Genomic DNA, 16,088 nt, shown 5'->3' with positions numbered 1-16,088 from the left:
ACCCTGTGGACACAGCAACCCCTTTAGTCGCCGGTACCGCGTAGGCTCGTTCGCATGAGTGTTCGGCGGATCATGGGTACCGAGACCGAGTTCGGGATCTCGGTGCCGGGCCAGCCCGGGGCCAACCCGATGCTGACCTCGAGCCAGGTGGTGAACGGCTACGCGCAGACGCAGCCGCTCGCGCGCAAGACGCGGTGGGACTTCGACGAGGAGCACCCGCTACGCGACGCGCGAGGTTTCGACCTCAGTCGGGAGGTGGCGGACTCCAGCCAGCTGACCGACGAGGAGACCGGCCTGGCGAACGTGATCCTCACCAACGGCGCCAGGTTGTACGTCGACCACGCCCATCCGGAGTACTCCGCTCCGGAGACCACCAACCCGCGGGACGCGGTGGTGTGGGACAAGGCCGGCGAGCTGGTGATCATGGAGGGCGCGCGGCAGGCCCGGTTGATCCCCGGCGCCCCACAGCTGAACCTGTACAAGAACAACACCGACAACAAGGGCGCGTCGTACGGCTCGCACGAGAACTACCTGATGCGCCGGTCCACGCCGTTCGCGTCGATCGTGCGGCACCTGACACCGTTCTTCGTGAGCCGTCAGGTGGTCACCGGCGCCGGCCGGGTCGGCATCGGCCAGGACGGCGCGGCGCACGGGTTCCAGATCAGCCAGCGGGCCGACTACTTCGAGGTCGAGGTCGGCCTGGAGACGACGCTGAAGCGCCCGATCATCAACACCCGCGACGAGCCGCACGCGAATCCGGATCGGTACCGCCGGCTGCACGTGATCATCGGCGACGCGAACCTGTCCGAGATCTCGACGTACCTCAAGGTCGGTACGACGTCGCTCGTGCTCGCGATGATCGAGGACGGCTGGCTGACCGACGACCTCGGCGTCGACCGGCCGGTGTCCGCGCTGCACGAGGTCAGCCACGACCCGTCCTGCACGCACCTGCTGACGCTGAAGGACGGCCGCAAGATCACCGCCGTCCAGCTGCAGGCGGAGTACCTGGAGCAGGCCCGCAAGTACGTCGAGGACAAGTACGGCGACGACGCGGACCGGCAGACCAAGGACATCCTGCACCGGTGGGAGCAGATCCTCGACCAGCTCGCGATCGACCCGATGAAGCTGTCCGACCAGCTCGACTGGGTCGCGAAGTACAAACTGCTCCAGCAGTACCGCGACCGCGACGGCCTCGAGTGGGACGACCCGAAGCTGCACCTGATCGACCTGCAGTACGCCGACCTGCGTCCGGACAAGGGCCTGTATTACAGGTTGGTGAAATCCAACCGGATGCAGCGGATCGTCACCGACGAGGAGATCCGGATGGCGGTCGCGCACCCGCCGACCGACACCCGGGCGTACTTCCGGGGCCGCTGCATGCAGCAGTACGCACCGCAGGTCGCGGCCGCCTCCTGGGACTCGGTGATCTTCGATCTGCCGGGTAAGGAGTCACTGCAACGGATCCCGACCTTGGACCCGCTGCGGGGTACGAAAGCGCACGTCGGCGCACTTCTTGACCAATGCGACACCGCCAGTGACCTGGTTCGCACCATTACTGGGGGCGCCGCCGGGTAGGGTCGCTGTAGAGGGGTCGGTTGGGCGACCTTTCCAGCGGTTCTAGGAGGTGTGTGCCATGGCGAAAGACGGTGGACAGCAGCACAAGCAGTCCAAGCGTTCGTCGACCGAGGAAGAGGTCGAGCAGGTCGAGGCGTCGGAGGACGTCCAGGAGCGGAAAGAGCGACTCGACGAGGATGTCGACTCGATCCTGGACGAGATCGACGAGGTGCTCGAGGAGAACGCCGAGGAGTTCGTCCGCGGATTCGTGCAAAAGGGTGGGGAGTGAACCGCTCGATGACTTCTGATGCCTCCGGCCGGTTGCCGGAAGCCTTCCTGACCCCAGGTGGCTCGTCGTTCATGGACTTCCTGGCCGGGCACGCGCCCGACCTGTTGCCGGGACGACGGGCCCTGGGTTCGGGTGACCTGTCCAATGACGTCCCGCACGGTACGACGATCGTCGCGGCCACCTTCCCCGGTGGCGTGATCATGGCCGGCGACCGGCGGGCCACGATGGGCAACATCATCGCCCAGCGTGACATCGAGAAGGTGTTCCCGGCCGACGAGTACTCGGCGGTCGCGTTCGCCGGCTCGGCCGGTTTCGGGATCGAGATGGTCCGGCTGTTCCAGGTCGAGCTGGAGCACTACGAGAAGCTCGAGGGCGCGACGCTCAGCCTCGACGGCAAGGCCAACCGGCTCAGCGCGCTGATCCGGGGCAACCTGCCGATGGCGATGCAGGGCCTGACCGTGGTGCCGCTGTTCGCGGGGTACGACCAGGACATCAAGGGCGGCCGGATCTTCTCCTACGACCCGACCGGCGGGCGGTACGAGGAGACCCATTTCTACAGCGTCGGCTCGGGCTCGTTGTTCGCCCGCGGCGCGCTGAAGAAGCTGTACCGCGAGGACCTGTCCGAGACCGACTGCGTGACGGTGATGATCCAGTCGCTGATCGACGCCGCCGACGACGACTCCGCGACCGGCGGCCCGGACATGCTGCGGCGGATCTTCCCGGTGGTCGGCGTGGTCACCGCGGACGGTTACCGGCGGCTGCCGGAGGACGAGGTGGCAGCGCTCGTCGACGCGGCCTGGAGCCAACGGCACCTGCGTCCCGACGGCCCGGCCGCGACGTCCCTGACCTGACCCCCGCCCTTTCGACTGATAAGAGGACGACACCTTCGATGAGCGTTCCGTTCTACGTCTCGCCCGAGCAGCTGATGCGGGACCGGGCCGACTTCGCCCGGAAGGGCATCGCCAAGGGCCGCAGCGCGATCGCGCTGCAATATGCCGACGGCATCCTGTTCGTGGCCGAGAACCGCTCGCCCGCGCTGCACAAGGTGGCCGAGATCTACGACCGGATGGCGTTCGCCGCCGTCGGCCGGTACAACGAGTTCGAGAACCTGCGGATCGCCGGCGTGCGGCTGGCCGACATGCGTGGGTACTCCTACGACCGGCGTGACGTCACCGGCCGCGCGCTGGCCAACGCGTACGCGCAGACGCTCGGAGCGATCTTCTCCTCCGGCGGCGAGAAGCCGCTCGAGGTCGAGATCCTGGTCGCCGAGATCGGCAACACCCCGGCCGACGACCAGGTCTACCGGCTCACGTACGACGGCTCGATCGCCGACGTGCAGGGGTACGCCGTGATGGGCGGCCCGGCCGACCAGGTCGCGGACTACATCGGCGAGCACTACTCCGAGGGCATCTCGCTCGCGGGCGCGCTCCGCCTCGCGGTCGACGCGCTCGGCCACGACGGCACCGAGGTCCGGCAGCTGACCCCGGACCAGCTCGAGGTCGCGGTCCTTGACCGGACCCGGACCCAGGTGCGCAAGTTCAAGCGGATCTCCGAGGAGACGCTGGCGAGGATCCTGTCCGAGTCGCGTCCCGCGGAGGAGCCCACCGCACCCGCCGACACCGCCGACACCGACGCCGCCGCCAAGAACGACAGCGCGCAGACGACCGCGTCGGCCGATGACTCCCCGGTCGCCCCGCCGGCGGACGACGCACCGATCGCTCCGCCGGAAGATCCCGACGACAACCGTCCCCTGTGACGGACCAGCACGAGACCTCAGCCGTCACCGACAACGTGGCGGCTGAGTCGTCTCGGCCCGCCGATCCCGTCCCGTGGGAGCTGCTGGGGGAGGAGCCCGGGTTCCAGCGCTTCCTGACCGTTCGGCTGCGGCGGTACCGGATGCCGGACGGCCGCGAGGTCGAGTGGGACGTGTTCGGCCCCGAGGCCGGTATCACGTCCGGGATCACCGTGCTGCCGCTGACACCGGAGGGCCGGATCGTCACGATCCGGATGTTCCGGGCCGGCCCGGACACCGTCGTCACGAACCTGCCGGGCGGTCTGGTGGAGCCCGAGGAGGACGTGGCGGTGGCCGGCGCGCGGGAGCTCGAGGAGGAGACCGGCTACACCTGCGAGACGCTCGACGTCGTCGGCTGGCAGTGGTCCGGCGCGTCCTCGACCTTCCGCAAGTACGTCGCGATCGCGCGCGGCTGCCGCCCCGACGGCAAACAACAGCTCGACGAGGCCGAGGACTGCGTCCCGGTCGAGCTGACCGTGGACGCGTTCCGTGCCGAGCTGCGCACTCCGGGTGCGATGACCGGAATTGATGCCGCCTATCTCGCGTTGGACCACGCAGGCTTGCTCTAGAAATCTGCGGAGGAATCGATATGAGCGACTGGAACACGAACGTCATCACCGAGTTCCGGGAGAACGAAGGCAGGGTCGGCGGCAACTTCGAAGGCGCCCCGATGGTCCTTCTCCACCACGTCGGCCGGCGGAGCGGACAGGAGTTCATCGCCCCGACGATGTACCTGGCCGACGAGACCGACCCGGCCGTCATCTACGTGTTCGCCAGCAAGGGCGGCGCGCCGACGAACCCGGACTGGTACCGCAACCTGGTCGCCGCCGGTGAGGGCGTCGTCGAGGTCGGCACCGAGACGTACAAGGTGTCCGTCGAGGACGTGACCGGGGCCGAGCGCGACCGCATCTACGCCGAGCAGGCGAAACGTTACCCGGGCTTCGCGGAGTACGAGGTCCGTGCGGCCGGCATCCGCACGATCCCGGTCCTCAAGCTGACCCGGGTGTCTTGACGGGCGGGTCCGCGCGCTGAGTGGATAGGGGCGTGACCCCTGAAGCTCAACAGACCAGCAGCCGTCCGGACGGGTTCGACCTTGGTGACACGGTCGGTCTGGTCCACGGACCGACCACCGATCCCGACGCCGAGCGGATCGTCCGCGACACCCTGACCCGGGCCGGCGTGACCACGGTCGTCGACGGCGAGGCCGCCGTCACGGTCCACCTCGGCGGCACCGGTCTCGACGTCGAACCGGCCGCCGGTCTGCCGGCCGACGGGTACGTCGTTGCCGTCGGCGACCACACCATCGTGCTCGACGGCGTCGACACCCGCGGCACGTACTACGCCGCGCTGACCTTGGACCAGCTTGTCCAGGGCAACCATGTCGACGGTGTCGAGATCCGCGACTGGCCGACGCTGCCGTACCGCGGCTCGATCGAGGGCTTCTACGGCACCCCGTGGTCGCACGCGGACCGACTCGACCACCTGGACTACCTCGGCGCGCACAAGCTGAACACGTACCAGTACGCGCCGAAGGACGACGTCTACCACCGCGAGCAGTGGCGCGACCCGTACCCGGCCGACAAGCTGGCCGAGCTCGGCGAGCTGATCGAGCGGGCTCGGCGCAACAAGGTCGACTTCACGTTCGCGCTGTCGCCGGGCCTGTCGATCGCGTACACCTCCGACGACGACTTCCAGGCGTTGATCGCGAAGTTCGAGGCGCTCTACGAGCTCGGCGTCCGGGTGTTCAACGTGCCGCTCGACGACATCGAGTACGAGAAGTGGCACTCCGACGAGGACGCCGCGAAGTACGGCTCAGGTGGTGGCGCGGCCGGTGCGGCGCAGGCCGACCTGTGCAACCGCGTCCAGCGCGAGTGGATCGCGACCAAGCCGGACGTGGCCCCGCTGCAGATGGTCCCGACCGAGTACTACGACGTCGAGGAGACGCCGTACAAGCAGGCGCTGCGCGAGCAGCTCGATCCGGCCGTGATCGTGCACTGGACCGGTACTGCGGTCGTCCCGGAGCGGATCACGAGCGCACAAGCGGCCGCGGCCAAGGCGGTCTTCGGGCACGACATCCTGATCTGGGACAACTACCCGGTCAACGACTACGCCCACGGCCGGATCCTGCTCGCGGCGTACACGGGTCGTGAGCCCGGCCTCGCCGAGCACGTCGTCGGCGTCATCTCGAACCCGATGAACCAGGCCGCGGCCAGCAAGATCGCGCTGTACTCGTTCGCGGAGTTCGGCTGGAAGCCTGCGACGTACGACGCCGACGCGTCGTGGCGCCGTGCGATCGCCGAGCGCGCCGGGGGAGACGCGGCGACGATCGCGGCGCTGGAGGTGTTCGCAGACCTCACGACGTACGACGGGAAGCTGCACCTGACCAACGCGCCGGTGCTGGCCTCGAAGCTCGCGGCCTTCAAGGCGACCTGGGACGGCGGTGACCTGGCCGGCGCGATCGCTGAGCTCGAGCCGTACCTCGAAGCGATCGAGAATGCGTCCGCGCAGATCCGCAGCGGTGTCATCGACCCGGAGTTCGAGGCTGAGACCGACTCCTGGCTGGACGCGTCGTTCTACTGGGGCGGGGCGCTGCGGCAGGCGCTGCGCGTGTTCGAGGCGCAGGCGGAGGGCAACGAGTCGGATGTCGCGACGGCTCGGGACGAGATCGAGCATCTGATCACGCAGGCCAACGAGATCCGCGACGTACGCCTCCCGCACAGCAAGGTCCCGCTCCGGATCGGCGACGGGGTGGCCGACGCATTCGTAGCCCAGGCCGGGTGGTCGGGCGGCCCGGTATCCTGAGGGCGGACCGCGACTGGCGCTGAGGTGGACCACCACCGGGGAACGGTCTGCCATCCGGCTTCGCCGCGCGCCTGGGCACCTTCGACTTTGAGGAGTGCACAGATGACCGCTGAGTTGATGATCGGGACCGACCTCGCCGCCGAGATGGTGGCCAAGGCCGCGGAGCGGGCCGCTGCGTTGCACGAGCGGTACGGCGTGCAGCCGTGCCTGGCGACCGTGCTCGTGGGTGACGACCCGGCGTCGGCGACGTACGTGCGGATGAAGCAGAACCGGTCGAAGAAGGCCGGGATCGCCTCGCGGAGCGTCGTCCTGCCGGCCGAGACGACCACCGACGAACTGGTCGCGGAGATCCGCAAGCTGTCCGAGGACCCGGCGGTGCACGGGATCCTGCTGCAGCACCCGGTGCCGGCGCAGATCGACGAGCGGGCCGCGTTCGAGGCGATCGACCCGGGCAAGGACGTCGACGGCGTGACGATGCTGTCGTTCGCGGCGATGGCCTTCGGCGATCCCGGGTTCCGCTCGGCGACGCCCGGCGGGATCATGCGGCTGCTCGCGGCGTACGACGTACCGCTCGAGGGCGCGCACGCGGTCGTGATCGGCCGCAGCCCGATCCTCGGCAAGCCGGCCGGGATGTTGCTGCTGGCATCGAACGCGACGGTTACGTACGCGCACTCGCGGACCCGGGACCTGGCCGAGCTGGTCCGGACCGCCGACGTGGTGATCGCCGCGGTCGGCAAGGCGAACTTCGTCCGCGGTGACTGGCTGAAGCCGGGTGCGGTCGTGGTCGACGCCGGGTACAACGAGGGCAACGTGGGCGACGTGCACTTCGAGAAGGCGGCCGAGGTGGCCCGCCTCATCACGCCGGTCCCGGGCGGCGTCGGGCCGATGACGATCGCGCTCCTGCTCGAGCAGACCGTCGACGCCGCCGAGGCACAGCTGGGCTAGCAGCCGGCTAGCGGTCGCACCCGCCGTCCTTGTCCGGCCGCGAGTGCGGCCGGGCCAGGTCGTCGATGCCCTTGTAGGCGTACGGATCGGTTCCGGCGACCATCACGATGTCGCGGTAGTCGTGCTTACCGATGTGTACGCCGGTCGGAACGGTCTGCCAGGGGAGCAGCGACTCGGCGCTCATGTAGTGGTTGGCGAGCGCCCGGCGCAGCCCGTGCCGGCCGGTGTTCGGCAGTGATCGGTGCAAGAGGTACCCGTTGAAGATCACCGCCGAGCCCGCTGGTACCTCGACCGGGACGGCGTCGTCGTCGGAGTACGGGAAGTCGAACGCCTCGACCGTGCAGTCGAAGCGGAGGTCGTCCTGCTCGCGATCGGGATAGAGGACGCCGCGACGGTGCGATCCCGGCAACACCCACAGACAGCCGTTCTCGATCGTGGCGTCGTCGAGCGCGATCCACGCCGCTGTCAGCGAGCGGTCCCGGGTCGGGATGAAGAACTCGTCCTGGTGCCATGCCTGCCCCGGCTTGCCTTCGGGCTTGATGAACAGCATCGACTGCATCGCCTTGACATTGGGCCCGATCACAGCGGTCAACGTCTCGACCACCCTCGGCGCGTGGAGGGCAGCGAGAGCTGCGTCGGACGCCTTGTGCGGATGATGGATGCAGAGGAACTGGCGCAGGACATCATCGGTCGGCTCCGGGGCTGGAGCGCCTTCGACGGCGCCGAGCTCGCCCCGGCACAGTTGCTCGGCCGCGGCGTGCAGCTCGGTGACCTGTTCGGGCGGGAGGGCCTGGTCGAGGACGACGAAGCCGTCCTGCCGGTAGGACTCGACCAACTCGTCGGTGACCTCGGTGAAATGCATCTAGCCACGGTCGCAGGGCACGCCGCGCCGGCCAATGTCGCCGGCAAGCGCTTTACTATCTGTTCGTGACATTGCGACCACCGGCGGTCAGCGTGAACTCCCTGGTCCAGATCGCCGACTACGCGCCCGCGGCGACGTACGGACCGCGCTGGTTGCCGAACTTCGAACTGCTCTGGATCCTCCACGGATCGGCGCTCTGGCGCACCGAGGTGTACGACGCCGGCGTCCTGCAGACCACGGTCGAGTACGAACTGCGACCGGGAACGGTGGCACTGGCGAAGCGCGGCAACCGGGATTCCTATATCTGGGACTGTGATCACCGTTCGCGGCACGCGTACGTGCACTTCCAGATCGAAGACTTCGGCGAGCTCGGCGATCCGTCGAACTGGCCCTGGGTCCGGTCGATGTCCGATCCCGGCCTGCTCGAGGAGCTCTGCAGCTACGTGCTCGACCTGCCGACGCCTGCCCGGGGTCACAGCGATCGGCTGGTGACGACAATGCTCGAGGTCTTCGTCAGCGCACCGGTCGGTTCGCCGGCCGCGGGGATGCCGGATCCGGTGCGGCGTCTGATCGACCATGTCGCAACGGTCTGGGCGATGAGCGGCCCGCGGATCGTGCCGGTGCAAGAGTTGGCTGCGGCGGCGAACCTGTCGGCCGGCCACCTGCACCGGCTCTTCCGGGAGCGGTACGGGTGCGGACCGGCGTACGCGCTCGATCTGATCCGGCTGGCCCGCGCCGCGACCGCTCTCCAGCGCACCAACGCCACGATCGGCGAGATCGCCTCCGACTGCGGTTACAGCAATCCGTACCACTTCTCGCGCCGCTTCTCCCTCGCGTACGGCGACCCGCCGGGAACGTTCCGGCGCCGTCGCCAGCTGTCCGATCCGCTCGCGCCCGTGCGGGAGGCCGGGCTGCTTCCGATCGGTCGCCGGCTCCTCGATGCCGCCCGGAACGGCTGACGCCCGTGCACGATCCGAGACGGCTGTCCACTCCTTGACTACCCTGGCCTAGGGTTGGGGAGACGAACCGGAGTCAGAGCATGGAGGCGAGTACGTGGCGGTACGGGCGATCCGGGGTGCCACCCAGCTGGACGTGGACGAGCGCGAGCATCTGCTCGAGCGCACCGCGGAGCTGGTGAAGGCAGTCCTGGAGGCGAACGATCTGGAGAACGAGGATCTGATCAGCATCCTGTTCACCGTCACCTCGGACCTGCGCTCGGAGTTCCCGGCCGTCGCGGGGCGGCAGATCGGGCTGACCGACGTACCGCTGATGTGCATGCAGGAGATCCCGGTGCCGCACGCGCTGCCGCGGGTGGTCCGGTTGATGGTGCACACCGAGACGTCGCGGTCCCGCGACAAGATCCAGCACGTCTACCTCCACGGCGCCGTAGCCCTCCGCCCCGACCTGACCGGCGCCCAGTGACCGAGCTGCGGGGTCCCGTTCGCATCGTCGGCACCGGATTGATCGGTACGTCGGTCGGCCTGGCGCTGGCCCGGCTCGGTGTCGTCGTGGAGCTCGTCGACGGGAACCCGGACAACGCGCTGATGGCCGAGCGGATCGGCGCCGGCTCACGCCTGGTCCAGATCGAGCCGCAGTTGGTCGTCGTCGCCGTACCACCCGATCATGTCGGCGCGGTGGTCGCCGAGCAGCTTCAGCAGACCGACGCGGTGGTGACCGACGCGGCCAGCGTGAAGTCCAAGCCGCTCGCCGATGCCCGCCGGCTGACCGGCGACCTGAGCCGGTACGTCGGCAGTCACCCGATGGCCGGATCCGAGCGGAACGGTCCGCTCGCCGGCCGCGCCGACCTGTTCGACGGCGCCACCTGGGCGATCACACCCCACGAGACGAGCACTCCCGAAGCTGTCGACCTGGTACGGCGGCTCGCGGAGGCCGCCGGCGCCCGTACCGTCGAGATGTCGGTCGAGGATCACGACCTCGGTGTCGCCCGGGTGTCCCACCTGCCGCACCTGATGTCGGCGCTCGCGGCCGGCACGCTGGCCGACGCACCGTCGTCCCACCTCGAGCTGTCCGGTCAGGGCGTCCGCGACGTCACCCGGATCGCGGCCGGCGACCCGACCCTGTGGACCCAGATCGTGTCCGCGAACTCGGGGGCGCTGACCGGCCTGCTGGAGCAGATCCGCGGCGAGCTCGACCGCCTCCTCGTTGCCCTAGGCAAGGAAGAGGCCGGCGACGAGTTGACCGCGATCCTCGGCCAGGGCGTCTCCGGCGCGGTCCGCGTGCCGGGCAAGCACGGTGCGCCGCACATCGACCTGGTCACGGTCCTGGTCACGATCCCGGACCGCCCCGGCCAGCTGGCCAGGCTGTTCGCGGACGCGGCCGAGTCCGGCGCCAACGTCGAAGACCTCCGCATCGACCACAGCCCCGGCCGTCCGGTCGGTGAGGTCGAGCTCGCCGTCAAACCCGCCTCCGTCGACCAGTTGGTCGACGTCCTCACCGACCGCGGCTGGGTGGTCCACCGCTAGGAGGGGTGTGCCGGACGGTTCCCCGCCTACTGCGCGGCACTCGGCACGGCACCTCGCCGCACGGGTGCAAAGGCCACGATGCTCCGCATCGAGACCTTCGCCCCCGCACGCCGATGCACCGCACCGAGCACCTGCTCGCTACGGCGGGGAACCGTCCGGCACACCCCCTGTCCCCGTGCGAAGGTAATCTTCGGGGCATGATCATCGCTGTGGACGGCCCGAGCGGCTCCGGTAAATCGAGCACCGCCCGCGGAGTGGCCACCCGGCTCGGACTGCGGTTCCTCGACACCGGGGCGACGTACCGGGCGGTGACCTGGTCCGCGGTCGAGCACGGGCTGGATCTGGACGACACCGCCGCGGTCGCGCAGCGGGCCCGGGACCTGCGGCTGGAGATCAGCACCGACCCGGGCCACCAGTTCGTGATCGCCGACGGGACCGACGTGACGGCCGCGATCCGGGAGCCGCGGATCAGCGAGGTGGTCTCGAAGATCGCCACCAACCTCGACGTCCGCAAGGAGCTGATCCGGCGGCAGCGGGCGATCATCGACGACGCGCAGCCGAGCGGCGGGATCGTGGTCGAGGGCCGCGACATCGCCACCGTGGTCGCGACCGACGCCGAGCTGAAGGTGCTGCTGACCGCCGACCAGGAGGCCCGGATGGCGCGCCGCGGCGCCGAGGTCGGCTCGCTGACCGCCGAGCAGCTGCGGGACCAGATCGTCCGGCGCGACGCCGACGACTCGACCGTGTCGGAGTTCCAGGTCGCCTCCGACGGCGCGGTCACCATCGATTCGACGTACATGACCCTCGAGGAGGTCATCGACGTGATCAGCCGACTGGCAAAGGAGACTGTCCCGCAAGGTCAGGATCGATGACGGCGGAAGTCACCGGGCACAAGGACCTGCCCCGCACCGACGATCTGCCGCCGCTGCCGTACCGGTTGGCGCTGCCGATGCGGAAGATCGCGAAGCCGTACTTCCTGCGCAAGTACAACCTGACCATCCACCACGAGGACCGGTTCCCGCTGACCGGGCCGCTGCTGATGGCGCCGAACCATCTGAGCCTGCTGGACGCGCCGCTGCTCGGCGCGGTCGCGCCGCGGATGCTGCACCAGCTCGGCAAGATCGAGGTGTTCGGCGGTCTGCAGGGCGCGTTCCTTCGCCGGATCGGCCAGATCCCGGTCGACCGGTCGTCGTACGACGTGCTCGCGGTCCGGAAGTCGATCCAGGTACTGCGGGACGGCCGGGTGCTGAACATCTACCCGGAAGGCACCCGGGGCCCGGGTGATTTCAGCCGGATCAAGGTCGGCGTGGCGTACCTGGCGATGGTCACCGGGGCCCCGATCCTGCCCGTGGCGCTGATGGGGACGCGGCTGCCGCTGGGTAGCGTGGAGGGTCACCCACCGGCCGGGAGCCGGGTCGATGTCGTCTATGGCGAACCGTTCTCCGTCGACCGCGTACCCTTTCCTAGGAGACATTCCGACGTACAGGCGGTTGCCGACCACATCGGCGACGTGCTGCGCGCCCATGTGAAGGCGGCCGTCGAAGAAACCGGCCACCCTCTTCCGGGCTGGCGAGACGAGAAGGACCCTGATGACTGACCTGCCCACCGAAGTACCGACGCACGACCGTGAGGACACGGGGCCGCTTCCCGTGCTCGCGATCGTCGGGCGGCCGAACGTGGGCAAGTCCACGCTGGTCAACCGCATCATCGGCCGCCGCGAGGCGGTCGTCGAGGACACCCCGGGCGTGACCCGGGACCGCGTGTCGTACGACGCCAACTGGGCCGGCCGGGAGTTCACGGTCGTCGACACCGGCGGCTGGGACCCGGACGCGGTCGGCATGGCCGCCCTGGTCGCGGCCCAGGCGGAGGTCGCGATCAACGCGGCCGACGCGGTGCTGTTCGTGGTCGACGCGGTCGTCGGCATCACCGACGCCGACGAGGCAGTCGTCCGGGTGCTGCGGAAGTCCGGCAAGCCGGTCGTCCTCGCGGCGAACAAGGTCGACGACCAGCGCGTCGAGTCCGAGGCGATGAACCTGTGGAGCCTGGGCATCGGCGAGCCGTTCCCGGTCTCCGCGATGCACGGCCGCGGCACGGGCGACATGCTCGACGCCGTACTCGCCGCGCTGCCCGAGGCGCCGCCCGAGCGTGACGGCGAGCTGGCCGGGCCGCGACGGGTCGCGATCGTCGGCAAGCCGAACGTGGGCAAGTCCTCCCTGCTGAACAAGGTCGCCAAGGAGGACCGGGTCGTCGTCAGCGACGTCGCCGGGACGACGGTCGACCCGGTGGACGAGCTGATCACGCTCGGCGGCAAGGAGTGGCGGTTCATCGACACCGCCGGCATCCGCCGCAAGGTGAAGAACTCCCAGGGCCACGAGTACTACGCGTCGCTGCGGACCAACGCGGCGATCGAGCGGGCCGAGGTGGTCGTGGTCGTCATCGACGCCTCGCAGTCGATCACCGAGCAGGACCTGCGGATCATGAACGCGGTCGAGGAAGCCGGCAAGGCGCTGGTGATCGCGTACAACAAGTGGGACCTGATGGACGACGAGCGGCGCTACTACCTGGAGCGCGAGATCGACCGCGACCTGGTCCAGTTCCGCTGGGCGCCGCGGGTCAACATCAGCGCGCTCACCGGCTGGCACATGGAGAAGCTGGTGCCGGCGATCGAGGCGGCGCTCGAGGGCTGGCAGACCCGCGTCCCGACCGGTCAGCTGAACGCGTTCCTGGGCCGGATGGTTGCCGCCCACCCGCACCCGGTCCGCTCCGGCAAGCAGCCGAAGATCCTGTTCGGTACGCAGGCCACGACCATGCCGCCGACGTTCGCGATCTTCACCTCCGGCCAGATCGAGGCGTCGTACCAGCGCTTCATCGAGCGGCGCCTGCGCGAGGACTTCGGCTTCGTCGGCAGCCCGGTGCACGTCCAGATCCGGGCCCGTCAGAAGAACAAGAAGCGCTGACCCGCCCTGGTCAGGACCAGGGCGGCGAATGCTGTAAGGTAAAGCCCGCTCACCTCAACGGCGAGCATCGGGCTGTGGCGCAGTTTGGTAGCGCACCGGTCTGGGGGACCGGGGGTCGCAGGTTCAAGTCCTGTCAGCCCGACCAACGAAGAGGGGCACCGACCTTGTCGGTGCCCCTCTCGGCGTCAGTGGACCTCTGCGAGTTCCTTCTCGTCCGGCTTGCCGAAGACGTTCAGCGACTCGCCCTCGATGTCGACCTTCGGGGTGATCCGGTCCAGCCACTTCGGGAACCACCAGGCCCGGTCGCCGAGCAGGCTGAGGATCGCCGGGACCAGCGTCATCCGGACCACGAAGGCGTCGATCAGTACGCCGATCGTGAGGCCGAAGCCGATCGCCTTGATGATCGGGTCCTCGACCAGGATGAAGCCGGCGAAGACCGAGGCCATGATCAGGGCGGCCGCGGTGACGACCCGGGCGCCGTGGCCGAGGCCCTGGACGGTGGCGTCGTTCGCGTGCCGGCCGTGGACGAACTCCTCGCGGACCCGGGACACGATGAACACCTCGTAGTCCATCGCGAGCCCGAACAGGATGCCCATCATGATGATCGGCAGGAAGCTGACCAGCGGACCGGGGGAGTCGATCCCGACCAGCTTCGCCAGGTGGCCCTGCTGGAAGACCGCGACCGTGATCCCGAAGGTCGCCCCGATCGTCAGCACGAACCCGAGCGTCGCCTTCAACGGCACCAGCACCGACCGGAACGCCAGCAGCAACAGCAGGAACGACAACCCGATCACCACGAACAGGTACGTCGGCAACGCGTCGGACAGCTTGTTCGACACGTCGACCCCGACCGCGGTGTTCCCGGTCACCGAGATGTCGGCGCCGCTGGTGGCGAGCGGCTTGATCGCGGAGCGCAGGTTCTTCACCAGGTCAGCGGTCTGCTCGCTGGCCGGTCCGCTCTTCGGGATCACCTGCAGCAACCGCGTCGTACCGTCCTGGCTCGCGGCGGCCGGCTGCGCGGCGACGACATCGGGAAGGGCCTGCGCCTTGCCCAGCACCTGCTGTGCCAGCGCGTTCGAGGTCGCCGGGTCGTTGCTCTGCACAACGACCACCAGCGGTCCGTTGGCGCCGGGACCGAAAGCGGCGGCGGTCATGTCATAGGCGACCCGCTGGTTGGTCCCGGCCGCGGCCGACGCGCCGTCCGGCAGCGCGAGCTGCATGTCCTTCACCGGGATCGCCAGGATGCCGAGCCCGATGATGCCGACAGCAACGATCGGCACCCGCAGTCGCGTCACCAGCCGGCCCCACCGGAAACCGAACCCCTCCTTGTGCACAGCCGCGGTCGGCGACTTCCGCAGCTTCCGCGGCAGCACCCTGTTCCCGACGAAGCCGAGCAACGCCGGCAGTAGCGTCAACGCGACCAGTACTGCGGTCAGCACCGTCGCCGCAGCGGCCAGTCCCATCGCGGTCAAGAACGGCACGCCGACCACCGACAACCCGGCCAGCGCGATCACGACGGTCGCGCCGGCGAACAACACCGCCGACCCGGCCGTCGCTGTGGCTCGCGCAACGGACTCCTCAGGATCCATCCCTTCAGCCAGCTGCGTCCGGTGCCGCGAACTGATGAACAGCGAGTAGTCGATCCCGACCGCGAGCCCAAGCATCAACGCCAGGATCGGCGCGGTCGACGAGACATCGGTGAACGCCGTGACGATGAACAACCCGGCCATCCCGGCCAGTACGCCGAGCAGCGCCGTCACCAGCGTCATCCCCGCGGCGACGAGCGACCCGAACGTGACGACCAGTACGACGGCCGCGACCGCGACACCGATCACCTCGGTCGCGCCGATCTCCGGCACCCCGGCCTTGATCTGGCCACCCGGGACGACCTTGAGATCACCCGAGCTCAGTCCGCTCAGGCCGTCGTACCCGTCGACGCTCTCGTGCGACAGCTCGTCGGCCGGCTTGTCGAACTGGACGCTGATCAGCCCCGTCGTACCGTCCGGGCTGATCGCCTTGCTCGTGAACGGGTCGACGGCAGCGATGACCTCGGGCACCTTGGCGACCTTGGCAACCGTCACACCGACCGCAGCCTTCACGGTCGGGTCGGCCAGCGTCTTGCCCTCGGGTGCCTTCACCACGACCGTGGACGACGCGCCGCTCGCGGCCGGCAGCTCCTGCTTGAGTGCATCGAGCGCGCGTTGCGACTCGGTGCCCGGGATCGAGAACGTGTTCGCGGTCTTGCCGCCCAGCGTCAGCGCGCCGACACCCAGGAGGACGAGGAACAGCGCCCATACGGCAGCGACGAGCCGCCTGCGCTGGTAGGAGAACCGGCCGAGCCGGTACAGCAGATTGGCCATCGGGAAGTGCATCCGTTCGGGTCGGTACGGCGTACGGGCAGAGG

General features: G+C 69.2%; 16 protein-coding genes, 1 tRNA gene and 1 riboswitch. Of the genes, 15 read left to right on the top strand and 2 right to left on the bottom strand.

The genetic code is table 11. The features are described from left to right. Nucleotides 1-54 precede the first annotated feature (54 nt). The 8 genes from dop (at nt 55) to OHA10_RS32245 (ending at nt 7,382) form a co-directional block, all read left to right on the top strand. Nucleotides 55-1,575, top strand: coding sequence for a depupylase/deamidase Dop (gene dop, locus OHA10_RS32280; protein WP_137256869.1), 1,521 nt, complete (start codon nt 55-57; stop codon nt 1,573-1,575). A 58-nt stretch (nt 1,576-1,633) separates the two neighbouring features. Further along, the gene (locus OHA10_RS32275) at nt 1,634-1,843 is read left to right on the top strand and encodes a ubiquitin-like protein Pup (protein WP_134100845.1); all 210 of its coding nucleotides are present in this window, start codon (nt 1,634-1,636) and stop codon (nt 1,841-1,843) included. 8 nt (nt 1,844-1,851) lie between these two features. Beyond that, nucleotides 1,852-2,694 carry a proteasome subunit beta gene (gene prcB / locus OHA10_RS32270; protein ID WP_371402539.1) on the top strand — a complete coding sequence of 281 codons (843 nt, stop codon included), beginning with the start codon at nt 1,852-1,854 and terminating at the stop codon, nt 2,692-2,694. A gap of 38 nt (nt 2,695-2,732) precedes the next feature. Further along, a complete protein-coding gene (gene prcA / locus OHA10_RS32265) occupies nt 2,733-3,599 on the top strand; it encodes a proteasome subunit alpha (RefSeq protein ID WP_371402538.1) in 867 nt (288 codons plus the stop codon). Continuing rightward, nucleotides 3,596-4,204 carry an NUDIX hydrolase gene (locus tag OHA10_RS32260; RefSeq protein WP_371402537.1) on the top strand — a complete coding sequence of 203 codons (609 nt, stop codon included), beginning with the start codon at nt 3,596-3,598 and terminating at the stop codon, nt 4,202-4,204. The genes prcA and OHA10_RS32260 overlap by 4 nt, the downstream gene beginning before the upstream one ends. Nucleotides 4,205-4,224: 20 nt before the next feature. Further along, a complete protein-coding gene (locus tag OHA10_RS32255; protein ID WP_371402536.1) occupies nt 4,225-4,647 on the top strand; it encodes a nitroreductase family deazaflavin-dependent oxidoreductase in 423 nt (140 codons plus the stop codon). Nucleotides 4,648-4,679: 32 nt separating this feature from the next. Beyond that, nucleotides 4,680-6,437 (top strand): beta-N-acetylglucosaminidase domain-containing protein, encoded by a 1,758-nt coding sequence (locus tag OHA10_RS32250; RefSeq protein ID WP_371402535.1) that lies wholly within the window; start codon nt 4,680-4,682, stop codon nt 6,435-6,437. Continuing rightward, nucleotides 6,437-6,521: riboswitch (ZMP/ZTP riboswitch) on the top strand. Its footprint overlaps the gene before it by 1 nt. Before the next feature lie 18 nt (nt 6,522-6,539). Further along, a complete protein-coding gene (locus OHA10_RS32245; RefSeq protein ID WP_371402534.1) occupies nt 6,540-7,382 on the top strand; it encodes a bifunctional 5,10-methylenetetrahydrofolate dehydrogenase/5,10-methenyltetrahydrofolate cyclohydrolase in 843 nt (280 codons plus the stop codon). Nucleotides 7,383-7,389: 7 nt separating this feature from the next. Here OHA10_RS32245 and OHA10_RS32240 read toward each other — a convergent pair whose 3' ends face one another. Then, nucleotides 7,390-8,244, bottom strand: a complete 855-nt coding sequence (locus tag OHA10_RS32240) for a phytanoyl-CoA dioxygenase family protein (RefSeq protein WP_371402533.1) — start codon at nt 8,242-8,244, stop codon at nt 7,390-7,392. Between the two features lie 65 nt (nt 8,245-8,309). On the opposite strand from OHA10_RS32240, the gene OHA10_RS32235 reads away from it, so the two are divergent. From OHA10_RS32235 to OHA10_RS32205, 7 genes are all read left to right on the top strand, one after another. Further along, complete coding sequence (locus OHA10_RS32235; RefSeq protein WP_371402532.1) at nt 8,310-9,203, top strand: helix-turn-helix domain-containing protein; 894 nt, start codon at nt 8,310-8,312, stop codon at nt 9,201-9,203. Nucleotides 9,204-9,297: 94 nt separating this feature from the next. Then, nucleotides 9,298-9,666: a chorismate mutase gene (gene aroH / locus OHA10_RS32230; protein ID WP_371402531.1), complete on the top strand. Its 369-nt coding sequence runs from the start codon at nt 9,298-9,300 to the stop codon at nt 9,664-9,666. Then, the gene (locus OHA10_RS32225; RefSeq protein ID WP_371402530.1) at nt 9,663-10,727 is read left to right on the top strand and encodes a prephenate dehydrogenase; all 1,065 of its coding nucleotides are present in this window, start codon (nt 9,663-9,665) and stop codon (nt 10,725-10,727) included. Before aroH ends, OHA10_RS32225 begins: the two co-directional genes overlap by 4 nt. 197 nt (nt 10,728-10,924) lie before the next feature. Next, nucleotides 10,925-11,599, top strand: a complete 675-nt coding sequence (gene cmk / locus OHA10_RS32220) for a (d)CMP kinase (RefSeq protein ID WP_371402529.1) — start codon at nt 10,925-10,927, stop codon at nt 11,597-11,599. Next, nucleotides 11,596-12,324, top strand: a complete 729-nt coding sequence (locus tag OHA10_RS32215; RefSeq protein ID WP_371402528.1) for a lysophospholipid acyltransferase family protein — start codon at nt 11,596-11,598, stop codon at nt 12,322-12,324. The genes cmk and OHA10_RS32215 overlap by 4 nt, the downstream gene beginning before the upstream one ends. Then, the gene (gene der, locus OHA10_RS32210) at nt 12,317-13,684 is read left to right on the top strand and encodes a ribosome biogenesis GTPase Der (protein WP_371402527.1); all 1,368 of its coding nucleotides are present in this window, start codon (nt 12,317-12,319) and stop codon (nt 13,682-13,684) included. The genes OHA10_RS32215 and der overlap by 8 nt, the downstream gene beginning before the upstream one ends. A 68-nt stretch (nt 13,685-13,752) precedes the next feature. Beyond that, nucleotides 13,753-13,829, top strand: a tRNA-Pro gene (locus tag OHA10_RS32205). 40 nt (nt 13,830-13,869) lie between these two features. Here the strand turns inward: OHA10_RS32205 and OHA10_RS32200 are convergent. Further along, complete coding sequence (locus OHA10_RS32200) at nt 13,870-16,044, bottom strand: MMPL family transporter (protein WP_371402526.1); 2,175 nt, start codon at nt 16,042-16,044, stop codon at nt 13,870-13,872. Between the last annotated feature and the right edge of the window lie 44 nt (nt 16,045-16,088).

This window comes from Kribbella sp. NBC_00662 (genome assembly GCF_041430295.1).
In the GTDB taxonomy this organism is placed as follows: domain Bacteria; phylum Actinomycetota; class Actinomycetes; order Propionibacteriales; family Kribbellaceae; genus Kribbella.
Note: the sequence above shows the minus strand (reverse complement) of the source record. Positions and strands in the feature narration are given on the sequence as shown.